The organism is Amycolatopsis rifamycinica (assembly GCF_000695625.1).
Lineage (GTDB): Bacteria > Actinomycetota > Actinomycetes > Mycobacteriales > Pseudonocardiaceae > Amycolatopsis > Amycolatopsis rifamycinica.
The window spans coordinates 48996-64631 of the sequence record NZ_JMQI01000062.1; the positions used below are offsets into that span (position 1 = coordinate 48996).

At 70.8% G+C, this 15636-nt stretch carries 10 protein-coding genes; 3 read left to right on the top strand and 7 right to left on the bottom strand.

Annotated features, from left to right (window positions below; translation table 11 throughout):
• Positions 1–123 precede the first annotated feature (123 nt).
• Together DV20_RS28345 and DV20_RS28350 are read right to left on the bottom strand one after the other, a co-directional pair.
• Complete coding sequence (locus DV20_RS28345; protein WP_043785667.1) at positions 124–1110, bottom strand: malate dehydrogenase; 987 nt, start codon at positions 1108–1110, stop codon at positions 124–126.
• Positions 1111–1331: 221 nt separating this feature from the next.
• On the bottom strand, positions 1332–1763 hold the full coding sequence (locus DV20_RS28350) for a MarR family winged helix-turn-helix transcriptional regulator (RefSeq protein WP_043785669.1): 432 nt from the start codon (positions 1761–1763) through the stop codon (positions 1332–1334).
• Positions 1764–1858: 95 nt separating this feature from the next.
• Between DV20_RS28350 and DV20_RS43210 the strand changes: the two genes are divergently transcribed.
• Together DV20_RS43210 and DV20_RS28365 are read left to right on the top strand one after the other, a co-directional pair.
• A complete protein-coding gene (locus DV20_RS43210; RefSeq protein WP_051736161.1) occupies positions 1859–2305 on the top strand; it encodes a nuclear transport factor 2 family protein in 447 nt (148 codons plus the stop codon).
• Positions 2306–2665: 360 nt separating this feature from the next.
• Positions 2666–3295, top strand: coding sequence for a DUF4360 domain-containing protein (locus tag DV20_RS28365; RefSeq protein WP_167344405.1), 630 nt, complete (start codon positions 2666–2668; stop codon positions 3293–3295).
• Between the two features lie 66 nt (positions 3296–3361).
• Here DV20_RS28365 and DV20_RS28370 read toward each other — a convergent pair whose 3' ends face one another.
• From DV20_RS28370 to DV20_RS28380, 3 genes are all read right to left on the bottom strand, one after another.
• The gene (locus tag DV20_RS28370; RefSeq protein WP_043785674.1) at positions 3362–5458 is read right to left on the bottom strand and encodes an FUSC family protein; all 2097 of its coding nucleotides are present in this window, start codon (positions 5456–5458) and stop codon (positions 3362–3364) included.
• Positions 5455–8580: a GH92 family glycosyl hydrolase gene (locus DV20_RS28375; protein WP_043785676.1), complete on the bottom strand. Its 3126-nt coding sequence runs from the start codon at positions 8578–8580 to the stop codon at positions 5455–5457. The genes DV20_RS28370 and DV20_RS28375 overlap by 4 nt, the downstream gene beginning before the upstream one ends.
• Before the next feature lie 79 nt (positions 8581–8659).
• Positions 8660–9055 carry a RidA family protein gene (locus DV20_RS28380; RefSeq protein ID WP_043786070.1) on the bottom strand — a complete coding sequence of 132 codons (396 nt, stop codon included), beginning with the start codon at positions 9053–9055 and terminating at the stop codon, positions 8660–8662.
• A gap of 93 nt (positions 9056–9148) precedes the next feature.
• Between DV20_RS28380 and DV20_RS28385 the strand changes: the two genes are divergently transcribed.
• Entirely contained in the window at positions 9149–10123 is a 975-nt protein-coding gene (locus DV20_RS28385) for a helix-turn-helix transcriptional regulator (RefSeq protein ID WP_051736162.1), read from the top strand.
• Here DV20_RS28385 and DV20_RS28390 read toward each other — a convergent pair.
• Positions 10096–11013, bottom strand: coding sequence for a hypothetical protein (locus DV20_RS28390; RefSeq protein ID WP_043785678.1), 918 nt, complete (start codon positions 11011–11013; stop codon positions 10096–10098). The genes DV20_RS28385 and DV20_RS28390 overlap by 28 nt on opposite strands.
• A 164-nt stretch (positions 11014–11177) precedes the next feature.
• Complete coding sequence (locus tag DV20_RS28395) at positions 11178–15503, bottom strand: GH92 family glycosyl hydrolase (protein WP_043785680.1); 4326 nt, start codon at positions 15501–15503, stop codon at positions 11178–11180.
• Positions 15504–15636 lie beyond the last annotated feature (133 nt).

The window sequence follows — 15636 nt, forward strand, 5'->3', positions numbered from 1 at the left end:
CCGACGGTAGGGGTCAAGATCGGGTGGCCGGTGGTGGTTTCGCTGTGAGCGTGCGGTGTTCGCCGGACGCGAAAGGGGCCGCCGTCAGCGCATGACGGCGGCCCCTTTCGTGCGTGGGGTGGCTCAGATGAGGCCGAGCTTCTGCACGGTGTCGCGTTCCTCGACGAGTTCGGCGACGGAGGCGTCGATGCGAGCGCGGGAGAAGTCGTCGATCTCGAGGCCCTGGACGATCTTGTACTGGCCGTTCTCGGCGGTGACCGGGAAGGACGAGATGAGGCCTTCGGGGACGCCGTAGGAGCCGTCGGAGGCGACGGCGGCGGAGGTCCAGTCGCCGGCCGGGGTGCCGTTGACCCAGGTGTAGACGTGGTCGATGGCGGCGGAGGCGGCCGAGGCGGCGGAGGAGAGGCCGCGGGCTTCGATGATGGCGGCGCCGCGCTTGGCGACGGTGGGGATGAAGTCGTTCTCGAGCCAGGCCTGGTCGACGGCGTCGGCGATGGCCTTGCCGCCGAATTCGGCGTGCTGGACCGAGGGGTACTGGGTGGCGGAGTGGTTGCCCCAGATGGCGACCTTCTTGAGGTCGGTGACCGGGACGCCGAGCTTCTTGGCGAGCTGGGCGAGGGCGCGGTTGTGGTCGAGGCGGGTCATCGCGGTGAAGCGGTCGGCGGGCACGTCGGGGGCGTGCGAGCGGGCGATGAGGGCGTTGGTGTTGGCGGGGTTGCCGACGACGAGGACCTTGATGTCGTCGGCGGCGCCGGCGTTGATGGCTTCGCCCTGGGGCTTGAAGATGCCGCCGTTGGCTTCGAGGAGGTCGCCGCGCTCCATGCCCTTGCTGCGGGGGCGGGCGCCGACGAGGAGGGCGATGTTGGTGCCTTCGAAGGCCTGCTTGGGGTCGTCGAAGATGTCGGTGCCGGCGAGGAGGGGGAACGCGCCGTCTTCGAGCTCCATCGCGGTGCCCTCGGCCGCCTTGACCGCCTGCGGGATTTCGAGCAGCCGCAGCTTCACCGGGACGTCCTGGCCGAGGAGCTGACCGGACGCGATGCGGAAGAGCAGCGCGTAGCCGATCTGGCCGGCGGCACCGGTGACGGTCACGTTGACGGGGGCTTGGGTCATTGCGGTTCTCCAGCTTGAGACGACTTTGGCTAGTGGTGTGGAGCCTATCCCTCCTGGGGGTTGCCGGTTGGGTGCGTCCAGTCACTGTTGCATGGATCGCTTTTCGGGGGGTCCGGGTGGCGAAGCCCCCGGCTCGGGGCGAAGCCCCGATTGTCACAGCTCGCTTCTCGGGGGGTCCGGGTGGCGGAGCCTCGATTGTCACAGCTCGCTTTTCGGGCCTTTCAGTCGTCGGTGACGTTGGCGGCGAGGCGGTGGAGGAGGTCGGCGAGCTGGGCGATCTCGGTGTCGGTGAGGCCGCGGCGCATGCGCTGGTCGTGGGCGATGGCGGCGGTGGCGAGGCGGTGGAAGAGCTGTTCGCCGTCGTCGGTGAGTTCGACGAGGTGGACGCGGCGGTTGGCGGGGTCGCGGCGGCGGGTGACGAGGCCGGCGGTTTCCATGCCGTTGAGGTGGTGGGTGAGGGTGGCGCCCTGGATGCCGACGGCGTCGGCGAGTTCGCGTTGGTTGGCGACGGGGGTGGTTTTGAGGGAGATGAGGATCTGCCAGACGGGCTGGGAGCCGCCGGCGGCGGCGAGGGCCTGGTCGAAGGCGCGGCCGGCGGTTTTGGCGGTGCGGGCGAGGACGACGCCGATGGGGGCGGTGGTTGGGCGTGGCACGGGGGGACTCTACCGCAAATGCCGAGAAGTCTAAGCGTTTGACATCTAATGGTTAGACTTCTAACGTTTCTGGCATCGAACGGAAGGGGAACGCGATGAGCACCGAAGAGCAGGTCCGCGAGTTCGGCCGGGTGTGGGCGGCGGCGGAGGAGCGCGGCGACACCGAGACCTTGGCGGGACTGGCCGCGGACGGGTTCCGCCTGGTCGGGCCGCTGGGGTTCGTGCTGGACCGCGACCAGTGGCTGGCGCGCTACGCCGGCGGCGGGCTGGTCACCGAGAAGCTGGACTGGACCGAGGTGGAGGTCCGCGACTTCGGTGGCACGGCGATCGCGATCGGCGTGCACGAGCAGGTCGCGACCCACCGGGGCAACCCGGTGAACGGCCGGTTCCGCGCCACCCACGTCCTGGTGCGCGACGAGCGCCGGTGGCGGCTGGCCGGGATGCATCTGAGCCCGATCGTTGCGCCGTTCGTCCCGGGTGGCGGTCGGGGGGCCCTGCGAGGAGATCGAGAAGGCGATCAGCGCCCGGCCGGCGCCGGGTGAGCCGGCGAAGTCGTTCGCGGGGTGGGGCATCGAGCACGCGGTGGTGATCACGGCCGGTTCGTGGTCGCCGGCGGGGGCGTGGACGCGGGGGTGGGCGGCGGCGCTGATCGCCCGGGTCCGGACGTCACGCGGGTGATCGCGGGTGGCGGCCGGGGGAGCGGGGGTGCGAAATCGTTTTCTCCGCGCATTTATTCGCGGGCCGCCGGAATGGTGTTTACGAAAATTGTCGAAAGGTGAGCATTGTCGGTTGGTGGGACGAGTGTGCAGCGTTGCTCCGTTCAGCGGGGTTTGCTTCCATGATCCTTTCGCTACCATGGTCCGGCCCCCGTCCCCAATTTGAATGTATTGGGAAGGATTCCGATGCTGTCTGCGGTCGTTGCTGCCGTAATGGCGCTGTCCTCAGTGGTCACCCCGCATTCGTGGAGCACTCCTCCGCCGCCTGACAAAATCGTCATCGACGTCGTGAACGCGATTGGCTCCGGCTGCCCGCTCGGCACGTCCGCGGTCGCGGTTTCGCAGGACAACACCGCGTTCACCGTGACCTACAGTGCCTACACCGCCTTGGTCGGGGTGGGTGCCGGGCCGCTGGACGCCAGGAAGAACTGCCAGATCGGCCTGCGGGTGCACGTGCCGCAGGGGTTCACCTACGGAATCGCGCAGGCCGACTACCGCGGGTTCGCGCACCTGGAAAAGGGCGCGACCGGCCTGGAAAGAGCGAACTACTATTTCCAGGGCAATTCTCCGACTGCGTACATCCAGCATCCGCTGACCGGGCCTTTCGAGGAGGACTGGCATTTCACCGATTCGACGGAGGTGGGCGCGATCGCGTTCAAGCCGTGCGGTGAGGAGCGCAACCTGAACATCAACACGGAATTGCGGGCCGCGGCCGGGACGTCGGATCCGAAGAAGACGACGAGCTACGTCACGATGGACTCGACCGACGGCAGCATCACCACGACGTACCACTTCGCGTGGCTGACCTGTCCCTGACCGGCTCCGGGTGACCGGAGGTCCAGAGGGGCGGCGCGGCCGACAGCCGCGCCGCCCCGGACCCGGTCAGGGGTTCGCCGGGACCCGGGGATCGGTGGCTTCGACGCCGAAGACGCGGCCGAGGGCGACGAGGGCCTCGTCGAGGTGGCTGAGGCTGGAGAGGACGGCCCGGGTTTCGGCCGCTTCGACGCGGTCGGAGACGGGGGTGCCGTCGTCGCGCACGAGCGTGCCGGGTGTGGGGCCACCCGGGGCGTCGAGGGCGTCGAGTGCGGTGCGGAGGACGTCGATGTTGGTCAGCAGCCGTCCGGTGAACTGCCGGAGCCGGTCGGCGTCGGTGCCGGTGAGCTGGCCGGGCTGGGCGCGGGCGGCGACGTGGCGGGCGCGGAAGGCGATGGTTTCCAGGGTGGTGAGCACGTGCCAGCCGTAGTCGCGGCGGGCGCTGCGGAGGTTGACCGGGTGGGTCAGCGGTTCGATGGTGGTGCGGACCTGTTCGACGCCGCGGTCGAGGTCGCGGGAGAGTTCGATGATGTTGACGTTCTCCTCGCCGGCGAGCAGGCCGCGGGTGTGCTCGAGGAACTCTTCGAGGTCGTCGAGCACCGCGGCGATGTCGTCGAGCATGACCGAGCGGGTGCGGACCGGGACGATGACGACCGCGGCGAGGATGCCGGCGGCGGCGCCGACCGCGGTCTCGGCGACGCGGATCCAGAGCACTTCGAGGCTGAACGTGCCGAGCAGGCTGTAGAGCAGGCCGAGCATGCTCGTGACGAAGAAGGCCATCGCGACCTGGGAGACGCGTGCGGTGTAGACCATCCCGAACACGCACACGAGGATGAGGCCGAGGGTGGCCGGGGTGTTGCCGCCGACTCCCAGGGCGAGCAGGACGCCGCCGACGATGCCGATCAGGGTGCCGCCGAGGCGGCGGACGCCCTTGACGAAGGTGGCGCCGGCGCTGGAGGCGCCGATGAACACGACGAAGACGGTGAGCACGGCCCAGTACCAGCGCTGGTGGGAGACGAGTTCGCCGCCGAGCACGGCGAGCCCCCCGCCGACGACGGCCTGGATGGCGCTGCGGGTGCGGTTGTCGTAGGCGAACTTCGGCGCCGGCTCGTCGTCGGTGTCGCTGTCGAGCGGGTCCGGGGTGGCCGCCGGGGCGGCGGCGCGCTGGGCGCGGTCGTCGGCCAGGGCCAGTTCGGCCAGTGCTTTGCGGACGCCGTCGCCGGGGGCGGCGTGTTCGTCGATCCGGCTGCCTTCGACGAGCATCCGGCTGTATTCGCCGGTTTCGCTGATCAGGGGCAGTTCCCGCGGGTCGCGTTCCATCAGGGCGCGGAAGCGGGCGAGCCGGGCGATGAGGTCGTCGCGGACCTCGGCGGTGAGCTCGTCGGAGCAGGTGCGCTGGACCGTGATGGCGAGCCAGCCGACGGCGAGCTCGACTTCGATGGCGCGGCGGCGCAGCCGGTCGGCGGCGCGGGCGTCGACGACGTCGGGGGCGGCGTCTTCGATGAGCAGCACGCATTCGTGCAGCCGGGACAGCGCTGAACGCAGCTGCTTGCGGGTGCGTTCGCTGCCGTTGACCGCGAGGTAGGCCTCGGTGGCGCGGACGACGGCGCCGAGGCGGGCCCGGAAGGCCCGGCGCACGCGCAGGAACTCGGCCTCGGCGTGGTGCCGCATCAGGACGAACCGGACGACGGCGTTGGCGAGGACGCCGACGCCGAGCGCCATCAGCAGCTGCGGGACCTGCTTGACGTGGGCCTGCAGGAACATCGGGAAGAAGAACAGGAAGAAGGCGATCGAGCCGAGCGCGGTGCCGCGCGGGCCGAAGCGCTGGGCGTAGACGGCGACGAAGATCAGCAGGACGAACACGATGCTGTCCATCGGCGGCAGCGCCGAGCCGAGGCTGGCGACGGTGATCGACGTAGCGCCGGTGAGGAAGGCCAGTACCAGCGTGACGGCCTGGCCGCCCGGGGTGGGGTCGTTGACGGTGAACGCCGTCATCATCGCGGCGATGGCGCCGACGAGGGTGACGGTCAGGGGGACGTGCGCGGGCAGCAGCGCGGCCACGGCGAGGACGATGCCGAGCACGGCGGAGCCGGCCAGGCGCAGCCGGACCAGGCCGGGGTCGGCCGCCACGAGCCGGTCGAGAGCGGCGGTGCGGAGGTGGTTCATCGGGCGAGGAGCTCCCACTGGGCGAGGGTGGCGCGGCGGCCGTGGGTGGCGGTGATCCGCAGCCGGTAGCGGGCGTGCGCGGCCGGGGTGGCCAGGACGAACGGGCGGGTCTGGTGGCGCCAGCGGAACAGTTCGCCGTCGCGTTCGTCGAGGGTGGTCCAGTGTTCGCCGTCGTCGGAGCCTTCCAGGACCCACGCGCTCGGGTCGCCGCGGCGGGCGCCGGAGGTCAGCGTGTACATGGTGACTTCGCGGGGTTCGCCGGTGACGGTGAACTCGATCGCCGGGGTGGCGCCGCGGAAGGTGACCTGGGTGCGGGTGGTGTCGTCGAACAGGGCGCCGACGCGGGTGCCGTCGGAGCTGGTCGCGGTGCCGGTCAGGTCGGTGACGGGGGCCGGGTGCTCGGCGGGCGGTGGCGGGGCGCCCCAGTCCGCCGGTTCGGTCGTCAGGTCGAAGACCAGCTCGGCGCCGGCGGCGAGGGTGGCGTGGGCGATCGACGTGGCGTCGTGCGGTTCGCCGTTCACCGTGAGCCCGCGGACGTAGACGGTCTCCTCGGTGTTGCCGGGCGCGTGGACGACGAGCTTGCGGCCCCCGCCCAGGTGGACGGTCGCCTTCTCGAACAGTGGCGAGCCGATGGCGTAGCGCGGGCTGCCGACGGCCAGCGGGTAGAAGCCGAGCGCGCTGAAGACGTACCAGGCGGACATTTCGCCGTTGTCCTCGTCGCCGGGGTAGCCCTGGCCGATCTCGCTGCCCAGGTAGAGCCGCCGCAGCACTTCCCGCACGACGGCTTGGGTCTTCGCGGGCGCGCCGGCGTGGTGGTAGACGTAGGGGATGTGGTGGGACGGCTGGTTGGAGTGGCCGTACTGGCCCATCCGGACGTCGCGGGCCTCGGTCATCTCGTGGATCAGGCCGCCGTAGGCGCCGGGGCGGCGGCCGGTCTCCGGGGTGGCGAAGAACGTGTCCAGTTTGGCTTCGAGGCCCGCGGTGCCGCCGTGGAGGGCGGCGAGGCCCGGGCCGTCGTGCGGGGCGGTGAAGGCGGTGTTCCAGGCGTTGGTCTCGACGAAGTCGCCGCCCCACGCGGCCGGGTCGTAGCCCTCCGGGGCGAACTTGCGGCGCCCGTCGCGGTGGCGGCCCTGGAAGAAGCCGATCGCCGGGTCGAAGTGGTGGACGTAGTGCTTCGCGCGCTCGTGGAAGTAGGCGGCGTAGTCGGCGTACATCCGGGCCCGCGGGCCGTCGCTCTCCCGGGACAGCGCCTCGGAAAGGTTGGCCAGGCCGAAGTCGTTGATGCACCCTTCCAGTGCCCAGGACAGTCCTTCGTGGACCGAGACCGGGGTGAAGTGGAGGAAGATCGACTCTTCGAGGCCTTTGCGGCCGACCGCGCGGCACGGCGGGGTGACGGTGGCGTTCTTCAGCCCGGCGTCGTAGGCGGCTTCGACGTCGAAGTCGCGGACGCCCTTGAGGTAGGCGTCGGCGAAGGCGACGTCGGAGCTGGTGCCGGTCATCAGGTCCGCGTAGCCGGGTGAGGACCAGCGGGAGATCCAGCCGCCTTCGCGGTACTGCTGGACGAAGCCGTCGATCATCCGGCCGCAGCGCTGGGGGGTGAGCAGCGCGTAGGCGGGCCAGGTGGTGCGGTAGGTGTCCCAGAAGCCGTTGTTGACGTACAGCTCGCCGTCGACGACCTTCGCGCCGGTGCGCTTGCGGGTGCTCGGCCACCACCGGCGCACGACCGGGCTGGCGTGGCGGATTCCCTTCGGCGTGTTCTCGTGGGCGACGTTCGGGTAGAGGAACAGCCGGTAGAGGTTGGAGTACAGCGTGGTCCGCTGGTCGTCGGTGGCGCCTTCGACCTCGACGCGGCCGAGTTCGGCCTGCCACAGCCGCCGGGCCTCGTCGCGGATCTGCTCGAACGTCGTGCCGGCCGGGATTTCCAGCTCCAGGTTGCGCTGGGCCTGGGCGAGGCTGATCAGTGACGTCGCGATCCGCAGCGTGACTTCGGGGCCGTCGAACTCGAAGTACCCCGCCACCCGCCGCCAGGGCCGGCGGCGCACCTTGGCGCCGGTGGTGGCCGGGGCGTCGGTCACGGCGTAGACGAACATCCGGCGGGCCCCGGCCGACAGGCGGCTGCGCACCCAGGTGTGCCCGGTGACGACGCCGGTGTCGGGGTTCAGGCGCAGCCCGCCGCGGTTGCCGACGTTGTCGAACAGCAGCCAGCCGTGCTTGTCGGGGAAGGTGAACCGCATGATCGCCGCGTGCGAGGCCGGCGCGAGCTCGGCGGTCATCCCGTTGGCGAACCGGACGCGGTAGTGGTGCGGCGAGTCGGTTTCGTCGTCGTGGGAGAAGGCCAGGGCGCGGTTGCGGCGGTCGGGCTCGACCGGGCCGGTGCCGGGCATGACGTGGAAGGTGTGCCGGTCGCCCATCCACGGGCTCGGCTGGTGCGACAGCGCGAACGCCTGCAGCGCGGGCCGGTTCCGCTCGTCGTTGTGCCGGTGGTAGGAGTAGAGCCAGTTGGTGACTCCGGCGTCGGTGACCGGGGTCCAGAAGTTGAACCCGTGCGGCACCGCCGTCGCCGGGAAGTTGTTGCCGCGGGAGAACTCGCCGCTGGAGTGGGTGCCGCGGGTGGTGCGGACCCAGTCGACGGGATCGCGGGGCAGCTGGGGGCGTTCGGCGATCCGCACGTCGTCGAGCCAGCCGGTGACGTCCTCGTCCGGGGACGCGGTCCGCAGCACGATCCGGCTGATCCGGCGCCCGGCGAACGCCCCCAGCGGGCGGCGCACGAGGTTCCACTGGTCGACCCACAGGGTCTTGTCGTCCACCGGGTCGAACCCGGCGGAGGTCCCGTCGGCGAACTCGACGTCGAGGCTGACGCGGGTGGCGTGGTAGGCGGGGATGTCGCCGTCGGCCACCGGGAAGACCACATAGGACAGCTCGGTGCGCCCGGTGACGGGTGCGTCGAGTTCGAACAGGACGGCGCGGGGCCGGGCGGTGTAGCGCAGGGCACGCGTGCCGGTGAAGCCGGCGCCGGTCTTGGCCGTGGGGGAGCGGTCCGGGCCGCCGCTGACGTGCAGGCCGGGGTCCGCCGGCTGCGGGTCACCGGTTTCGAAGGACGAGAAGAACACGGCGTCGGACATGCGCCCACCGTAACCGCCGCCGAACGGCGCAGCGTGTTGAACGCTGCTGCCCGCGCCGGGGCGGGCAGCAGCGTCGGTGCTAGGCGACGGCGGTGCCTTCGAGCTCGACCAGCAGACCCGGGATCGCCAGCCTGCTCACCTCCAGCATCGTGGTGGCCGGGGCCACCCCGGCGGCGCCCAGCCGGGCCGCCAGCACGCCGTAGTGCGGGAACAGCCCGTCGACGTCGGTGGTGTAGACGTCGAGCCGGACGAGGTTCGCCAGGGACATCCCGGCCTCGGCGAGCACCGCTTCCAGGTTGTCCACGCTCAAGGCGAGCTGGGCGGCCATGTCACCCTCGTGCCGGGGCTTGCCCTCGGCGTCCGTCGACGTCTGCCCCGAGCAGTAGAGGGTGCGGGTCTGCCCCGAGACGAGCTCCCCCTGGTTGAAGCCCATTTCCAGCGACCACGTCACCGGGTTGACCGCCGTTCGTTCCAGTGCCACTTCAGCTCCGTTCGTTGCGATTGCTGCGCCGGGGAGCTTTCCGGCGAATCACGACATCCCCTGTCGTGTATTCGCTACGGTCTCGACGTGCGTGCCGACCGACTGGTCTCCCTGGTGCTGTTGCTGCGCCGGCGCGGCCGGCTGACCGCGGAGGCGCTCGCCCGTGAGCTGGAGGTGTCGACCCGCACGGTGCTGCGCGACATCGACGCGCTGTCGGCGACGGGTGTGCCGGTCTACGCCGAACGCGGCCGGCACGGCGGGTTCGCGCTGCTGCCCGGGTTCCGCACCGAGCTGACCGGGCTGAACCACGACGAAGCCCTGGCCTTGCTGACCACCGGACGCGCCTTCGGCCTCGGCCCGGCGCTGGCTTCGGCGATGCGCAAGGTGGCCGACGCCCTGCCGGACACCCCGCGCGACGCGGCCCGCCGCTTCCTCGTCGAGCCGGAGACCGACCTGCTCTCCCGCCGTCGTGTCGTCGAAGAGGTGGATCGCCCGACGATGCTCGAGGTCCGCCGCGCGGTTCTCCACGGTCGCCGGCTGCGCATCCACTACGCGGCCACGGGCCAGGAACCGCGGTGGCGGACGGTCGACCCGATCGGCCTGGTCACCGTCCGCGACCGCGGCTATTTGCTGGCGACGAGGGCGGGCGCGGACCGGACGTACCGGCTGTCGCGGATCCTGGCCGCCGAGGCGCTCGACGAACCGGCCGAGCGGCCGGCCGAAGTCGACCTGGACCGTATCTGGCGGCAACGCTGCGCGCAGTTCCTGGCCGACGGGCATCTCGCGGTGCAGGTCCGGGTCCGCCCGGCCCGCCGCGACGACCTGCTGGGCACGGCGGTGGCGGTCCGCGCGGAGGAACCCGCGGACGACGGCTGGCTGCGGTTCGAGGTGACCTACCAGGACGCCTGGCACGCGGAGTGGGCGCTGTGGCAGCTGGGCCCGGATGCGGAGGCTTTGGGGCCGGAGTCGCTGCGCACGGCCCTGCGGGAGCGGGCCACGATGATCGCCGACCGCTACGGCGCCCCGGGCGCGGGTCAGGTCGTCCGCGATGGCTTGAACTGACGTCGCAGCCAGCTCGTGAACCCCGCGGAGTCGAGCAGCCAGAGCCCCGCGACCACCAGCGTCGCGCCGGTCGTGATGCAGACGAGCCCGCCGACGAACTCCCGGCTCGAAAACGCCACCCAGCCCAGCCCGGTCACCGACCAGCCTGTCACCGTCAACAGCGTTCCGGCGAGTGCGTCCCGGCGGTCCATGAACGAGAACACGACGGCGGCTCCCACCCAGGACGCGCCGCCGACGACGCAGAGCAGGGCGACCACCACGTGGTCACCGATCAGGGTGCACCCGGCGATCACCCCGAACACGCCCAGCACGCTGAGCCGAGCCCACGTCATGGGCATCGTCATCAGGGTGTGCACGCCGACGCCGCCAGGTCCCACCAGCCGGTGCCGGTTGAGCAGGCAGGACAGCCCCAGCAGGGCGACGCCGACCGCGCAGCCGGTGATCAGGACCCGGCCCAGCGGATCTCCGATCTGAGCGGACTCGGCCGCGACGACCACGCCCAGGGCGAACCCGCTGGTGCCCAGCAAGGTCGCGAGCGCGCTGGCCCGATCGCGCGCGGCCAGCGCGGCGCACACCGCGAAGACGGCCGAGGCCACGGCCATCGGGCCGGTCCACGAAGCCGGAGTGGCCACGACCAGCCCGATCCCGGCCACCGTGAGGTGGAGCAGCGCGCGAGGCAGGTGGGTGGCTATCTCCCGCTCCGGGTCGAGCCGGCCCAGCAGGTGCACGAACAGGGCCACCGCCACGACGGCAGCGACCAGCAGCGGGTGCATCGCGTCGTACAGCCCGTTGGTCCCCGCGCCGATCGCCAGCAGGTTCAGGCCTTGGACCTGCCACTGCGGCAGGTGTCCCGGGGGCGGTGCCGGTGGTGCTCCGTCAGCGGACGCCATGGGCCCAGGATCCCCCGGCCGGGGGCACCGCGCCACACCTCGGCCCGACCCTGCCGCGGCTTCGAACGTCCCGAATGAGTCATCCGCGACACTCCCGGCCGCCCCGGAAACGCGTGAAGGCCACCCCGGTCACCCGGGATGGCCTTCAGCGCACTACCGCGGAACTACATCTTCGCGCACTGCCCGACGTTCGGCCCACGAACCGTGTTCGGCAGGTCGTGGTCGGTCGGTGCCGGCGAGTTGACCGCGCACGCCAGGGGACCGGCGACCGTGCTGGACGTCAGCACCGGTCCGTGGTTGGCCGTCAGCGCGACCGGGCCGCCGATGTCGGTCAGCTCGATCGACACCGGACCGGTCGCCCCGGTGATCGCCACCGGACCGCTCACCTTCGTGCGGTTCAGCACCACCTGAGCCGCACCCGTCGCCGCCAGCGGTCCCTTCACAGAACCGCCGCGGACGATCAGCGATGCACCAAGACCGACCGTCACCGGGCCCGACACCGTCGCGTCCTGCAGGCACACCGTGCCCGACGTGACCGACAGCGGCCCCGGCGAAGCACCCGTGATCGTGCGAGTGCACGCCGCGTCCGGCTTGCCCAGCAGCTCGAACTCCGCCAGCTGCGCCGGGGCGCCGGTGCTGGTCGCGGTCACCTCGAGCCGGTAGTGGGCGTAGTGCGCCGGGTTCGCCACCTTGAACGCACGGGTCTGCTGCCGCCAGCTGAACGCCTGGTTCTCCTGCCGGTCGGCCACCGCCCACGTCTTGCCGTCGTAGGACCCCTTCAGCACCCAGCTCTTCGGGTCACCCGCACCGGTCTGGGACGTCAGCGTGTAGTTCGTGACGGCCTCGTCGGTGTTGTTCAGCTGGTACTGCACGGCGCCGGTGACCGCGGCCTGGGTGCGCGAGGTGTTGTCCACCAGCGCGGCCGCGTTCGAGCCGTCCGAAGTGGACAGCGTGCCCTTGCCGGGCCCGGTCTCGTCGTGCAGCGGCGCCGGAGCGGCGTCACCCGTCGTGATCGACTTCGGCGCGTCGTTCGGGCCGGTGCCCCAGGACGACGGGTTCGGGCCCATGTCGAAGTCGATCCGGCCGCCGCGGGCGATGAGGTCGTGCGGCAGCGACGTCGAGGAGTACGCCTTGCCGTTGACCTTCACACCCTGGACGTAGACGTTCTTCGCGCTGTTCTTCGGCGCGTTGATCACCAGGTCCTTGTCGCCGGCCAGGTGGATCGTCGCCTTCTTGAACAGCGGCGACCCGATCGCGTAGTCCGGGCTGCCCATCTGCAGCGGGTAGAAGCCCAGCGCGCTGAAGGTCCACCACGCCGACTGCTCGCCGTTGTCCTCGTCACCGGCGTAACCCTGGCCGATCTCGCTGCCGGTGTAGAGCCGCGAGAGCGCTTCGCGGACCTTCTCCTGCGTCTTGGCCGGCTGGCCCGCGTAGTCGTACATGTAGAGCGTGTGGTGCGAGGCCTGGTTGGAGTGGCCCAGCTGGCCCATCCGCACGTCGCGGGCCTCCCGCATCTCGTGGATCACCCCGCCGTAGGAGCCCGGGAAGTTCGCGGTCTCCTGGTCGGCGAAGAACGCGTCCAGCTTCTTCGCCAGGCCCGCCTTGCCGCCGTAGAGGTTCGCCAGGCCCTGACCGTCCTGCGGCACGGAGAACGCCATGCCCCAGCCGTTGGTCTCGGTGTAGTCGATGCCCCACACCCGCGGGTCGTAGTCGGCCGGCGAGCGGCTGAACTTGCCCGCCGCGTCCCGGCCCTGGAAGAACCCGACGCTCGGGTCGAACAGGTTCACGTACTGCTGGGCCCGGCTGGTGAAGTACTCGTAGTTGGCCAGGTACTCCGCCTTGCGCGGGTCACTCGCCGGAGCTTCGTCGTAAAGCTTCTTCGACAGGTTCGCGATGCCGTAGTCGTTGACGTAGCCCTCGATCGACCACGAGAACCCGTGGTCGGCCGTGTTGGGCGAGTAGCCGAGGAAGATGCCCTCGTCGATGCCCTTGCGGCCGACGGCGTTGTTCGGCGGGGTCACCGTCGCGTTCTTCAGCGCCGCGTCGTAGGACGCCTTGACGTCGAAGTTGCGGACGCCCTTGAGGTAGGCGTCGGCGAAGGCGACGTCGGAGCTGGTGCCGGTCATCAGGTCGGCGTAGCCCGGCGATGACCACCGCGAGATCCAGCCGCCGTCGCGGTACTGCTGCACGAACCCGTCGACCATCTTCCCGGCCATGTCCGGCGTGAGCAGCGAATACGCCGGCCAGGTGGTGCGGTAGGTGTCCCAGAACCCGTTGTTGACGTAGGTCTGGCCGTCGACGATCTTCGCCCCCGTCTGCGTCGGGGTGTCCGCGCCGGTCTTCGGCGAGACGAAGCTCGCGTACTGGTACTTCGGCTTCTCCGGCGTGCCGGTGTTCTCGAACCCGGAGTTCGGGTAGAGGAACAGCCGGTACAGGTTCGAGTACAGCGTCGTGAGCTGGTCCTTCGACGCGCCCTCGACCTCGATCACCTTCAGCTGCTCGTCCCAGATCCGCTGCGCGGCGTCCCGGACGGAGTCGAAGGTCGCGTTCGGCGCGATCTCCTGCGCCAGGTTCTTCTTCGCCTGGTCCACGCTGATCAGCGACGTCGCGATCCGCATGGTCACCGTCTTGTCGGCGCCGGCGGCGAACCGCAGGTAGCCGGCGACGTCGTCGTGGCCCTGCCCGGTGAGCTTCGCGCCCGCGGTGACCGGCTTGTCGAAGGTGGCGTAGACGAACATCCGCCCCGCCCCGGCCGACAGGCCGCTCTTGACGTCGGTGTAGCCCGACAGCGTGCCGCCCGCGGTGTCGAGCGTCAGCCCGCCCTGGTTCTTGTAGTTGTCGAAGATCAGGCTGGAGTCGCTGCCCGGGAAGGAGAACCGGAACACCGCCGCGTGGTCGGTCGGGGCGATCTCGGTCTTGATCCCGTTCTCGAACCGCACCCCGTAGTAGTGCGCGCGAGCGGTCTCGTTGTCGTGCTTGAACGCCAGCGCCCGCGCGTCGCGGTCGGCGGACGGCACCCCGGCGGCCGCGGACGGCATCACCTGGAAGGTCTGGCGGTCGCCCATCCACGGGCTCGGCTCGTGGCTGACGCTGAACGCCTGCAGCTCCGGCAGGTTCTGCTCGTTGTTCTGGCTGTGGTAGTTGTACATCCACCGCACGTCGCCGTTGTCGGCGTTCGCGTCGGTCACCGGGGTCCAGAAGTTGAACCCGTGCGGCACCGCCGTGGCCGGGAAGTTGTTGCCCCGGGAGAACGTGCCGTTGGCCATCGTGCCGCGCGTGGTGAGCACGTTGTCGGTCGGGCGGGTGCTGGCCGGCGGGGTCGGCGTCGCCGAGACCTTCACGTCGTCCAGCCAGCCCTGCAGCGCGCCGGGGCCGTCCGGGTTGTCGAAGCCGACCAGGATCCGGTCGACCGTCTTGCCCTTGGCGACCGTGCCGATCGCCGAGCGCACCAGGTTCCACTGGTTGGTGTAGAGCACCTTGCTCTTGCCCTGGCCCTCCGGCGTCAGCGGGAAGCCGTACTGGTCGGTCGCGCCGAGGTCGCGCAGCCGGGTGCCGTCGGTGAAGACCAGGTCGATCGCCACGTTGGTGCTCTGGTACTTCAGGTCACCGGTGATGAACTGCGGCTGCACCTTGTAGGACAGCTCGGTCGAGGCGACGACGGGGATGTCGACGTCGAAGACCTTGTTGTAGGACCAGCCGTGGGCCTGGGTCTGGCTGCCGGAGTAGCGGAACGCCTTGAGCCCGGTGAAGCCGACGCGGTTCTTGTTCGTGTACCCGCTGGTCGGGCCGGCGTCGGTGAAGCTGCGCATGTTCGGCAGCGGCGGCGGCGCGGGCTCGTCGTTGGCCAGCAGCAGCTCCGACAGCTGCAGGATCGGCCCGCCGTTGTTGCGGGTGATGTCGAGCCGGAAGTACTTGTACGCCGGGGTCGGCGCGGCCAGCGGGTAGTCCTTCTGCTGGAACCGCGCGGTGAACGCCTGATCGGCTTGGGAGTCCAGGTCGGTCCAGGTCGAGGCGTCGTTGGAGCCCTGCAGGGTCCAGTCCCGGGGGTCGCGGTTGTCGAAGTCGTTGGCCGAGGAGATCGCGTAGTGCGTGATCGACGTCGGCTCCGACAGGGTGATCTGCGCCGCCGCCGTCGGGTCCCACGACAGCCACTTGGTGTCGGTGGTGCCGTCGACCAGGTTGGCGACGACCTCGCCGCCGCCGGCGTTCTCGCTGGTGGCGCTGGTTTCGGTCACCTTGCCGCGGATGTCGCCGGGGATCGCGGTGCCGTTGGCGCCGTTGATCCCGGACGCGCGCGGCTTGCCCGCCACGTCGGTGTCGACCGTGTCGGTCCACGTCGGCTGGACGTCACCGGGCTCGAAAGAGGACGAGAAATCGGGGGGAAGGGCGTCTTCGGCGGCGGACGAGGCCGCGGGGAGGGCGACCAGGCCGGCGGCGACCACGGCGGCGGTCACCAGGAAAGCGACCGGCGGTCTGGCGCTTCGGGGCATCGTTGCTCCAAGCTCGGAGGGCGGATTCAGCAGCGCCGCGCAGGCGGGGACCGGCGGCGCCAACGAAGGGAAACGCGCGGGTGACATCGATGTCAAGACCGCTCGCCAAACCTGGCCAAAATCAGACAACGCG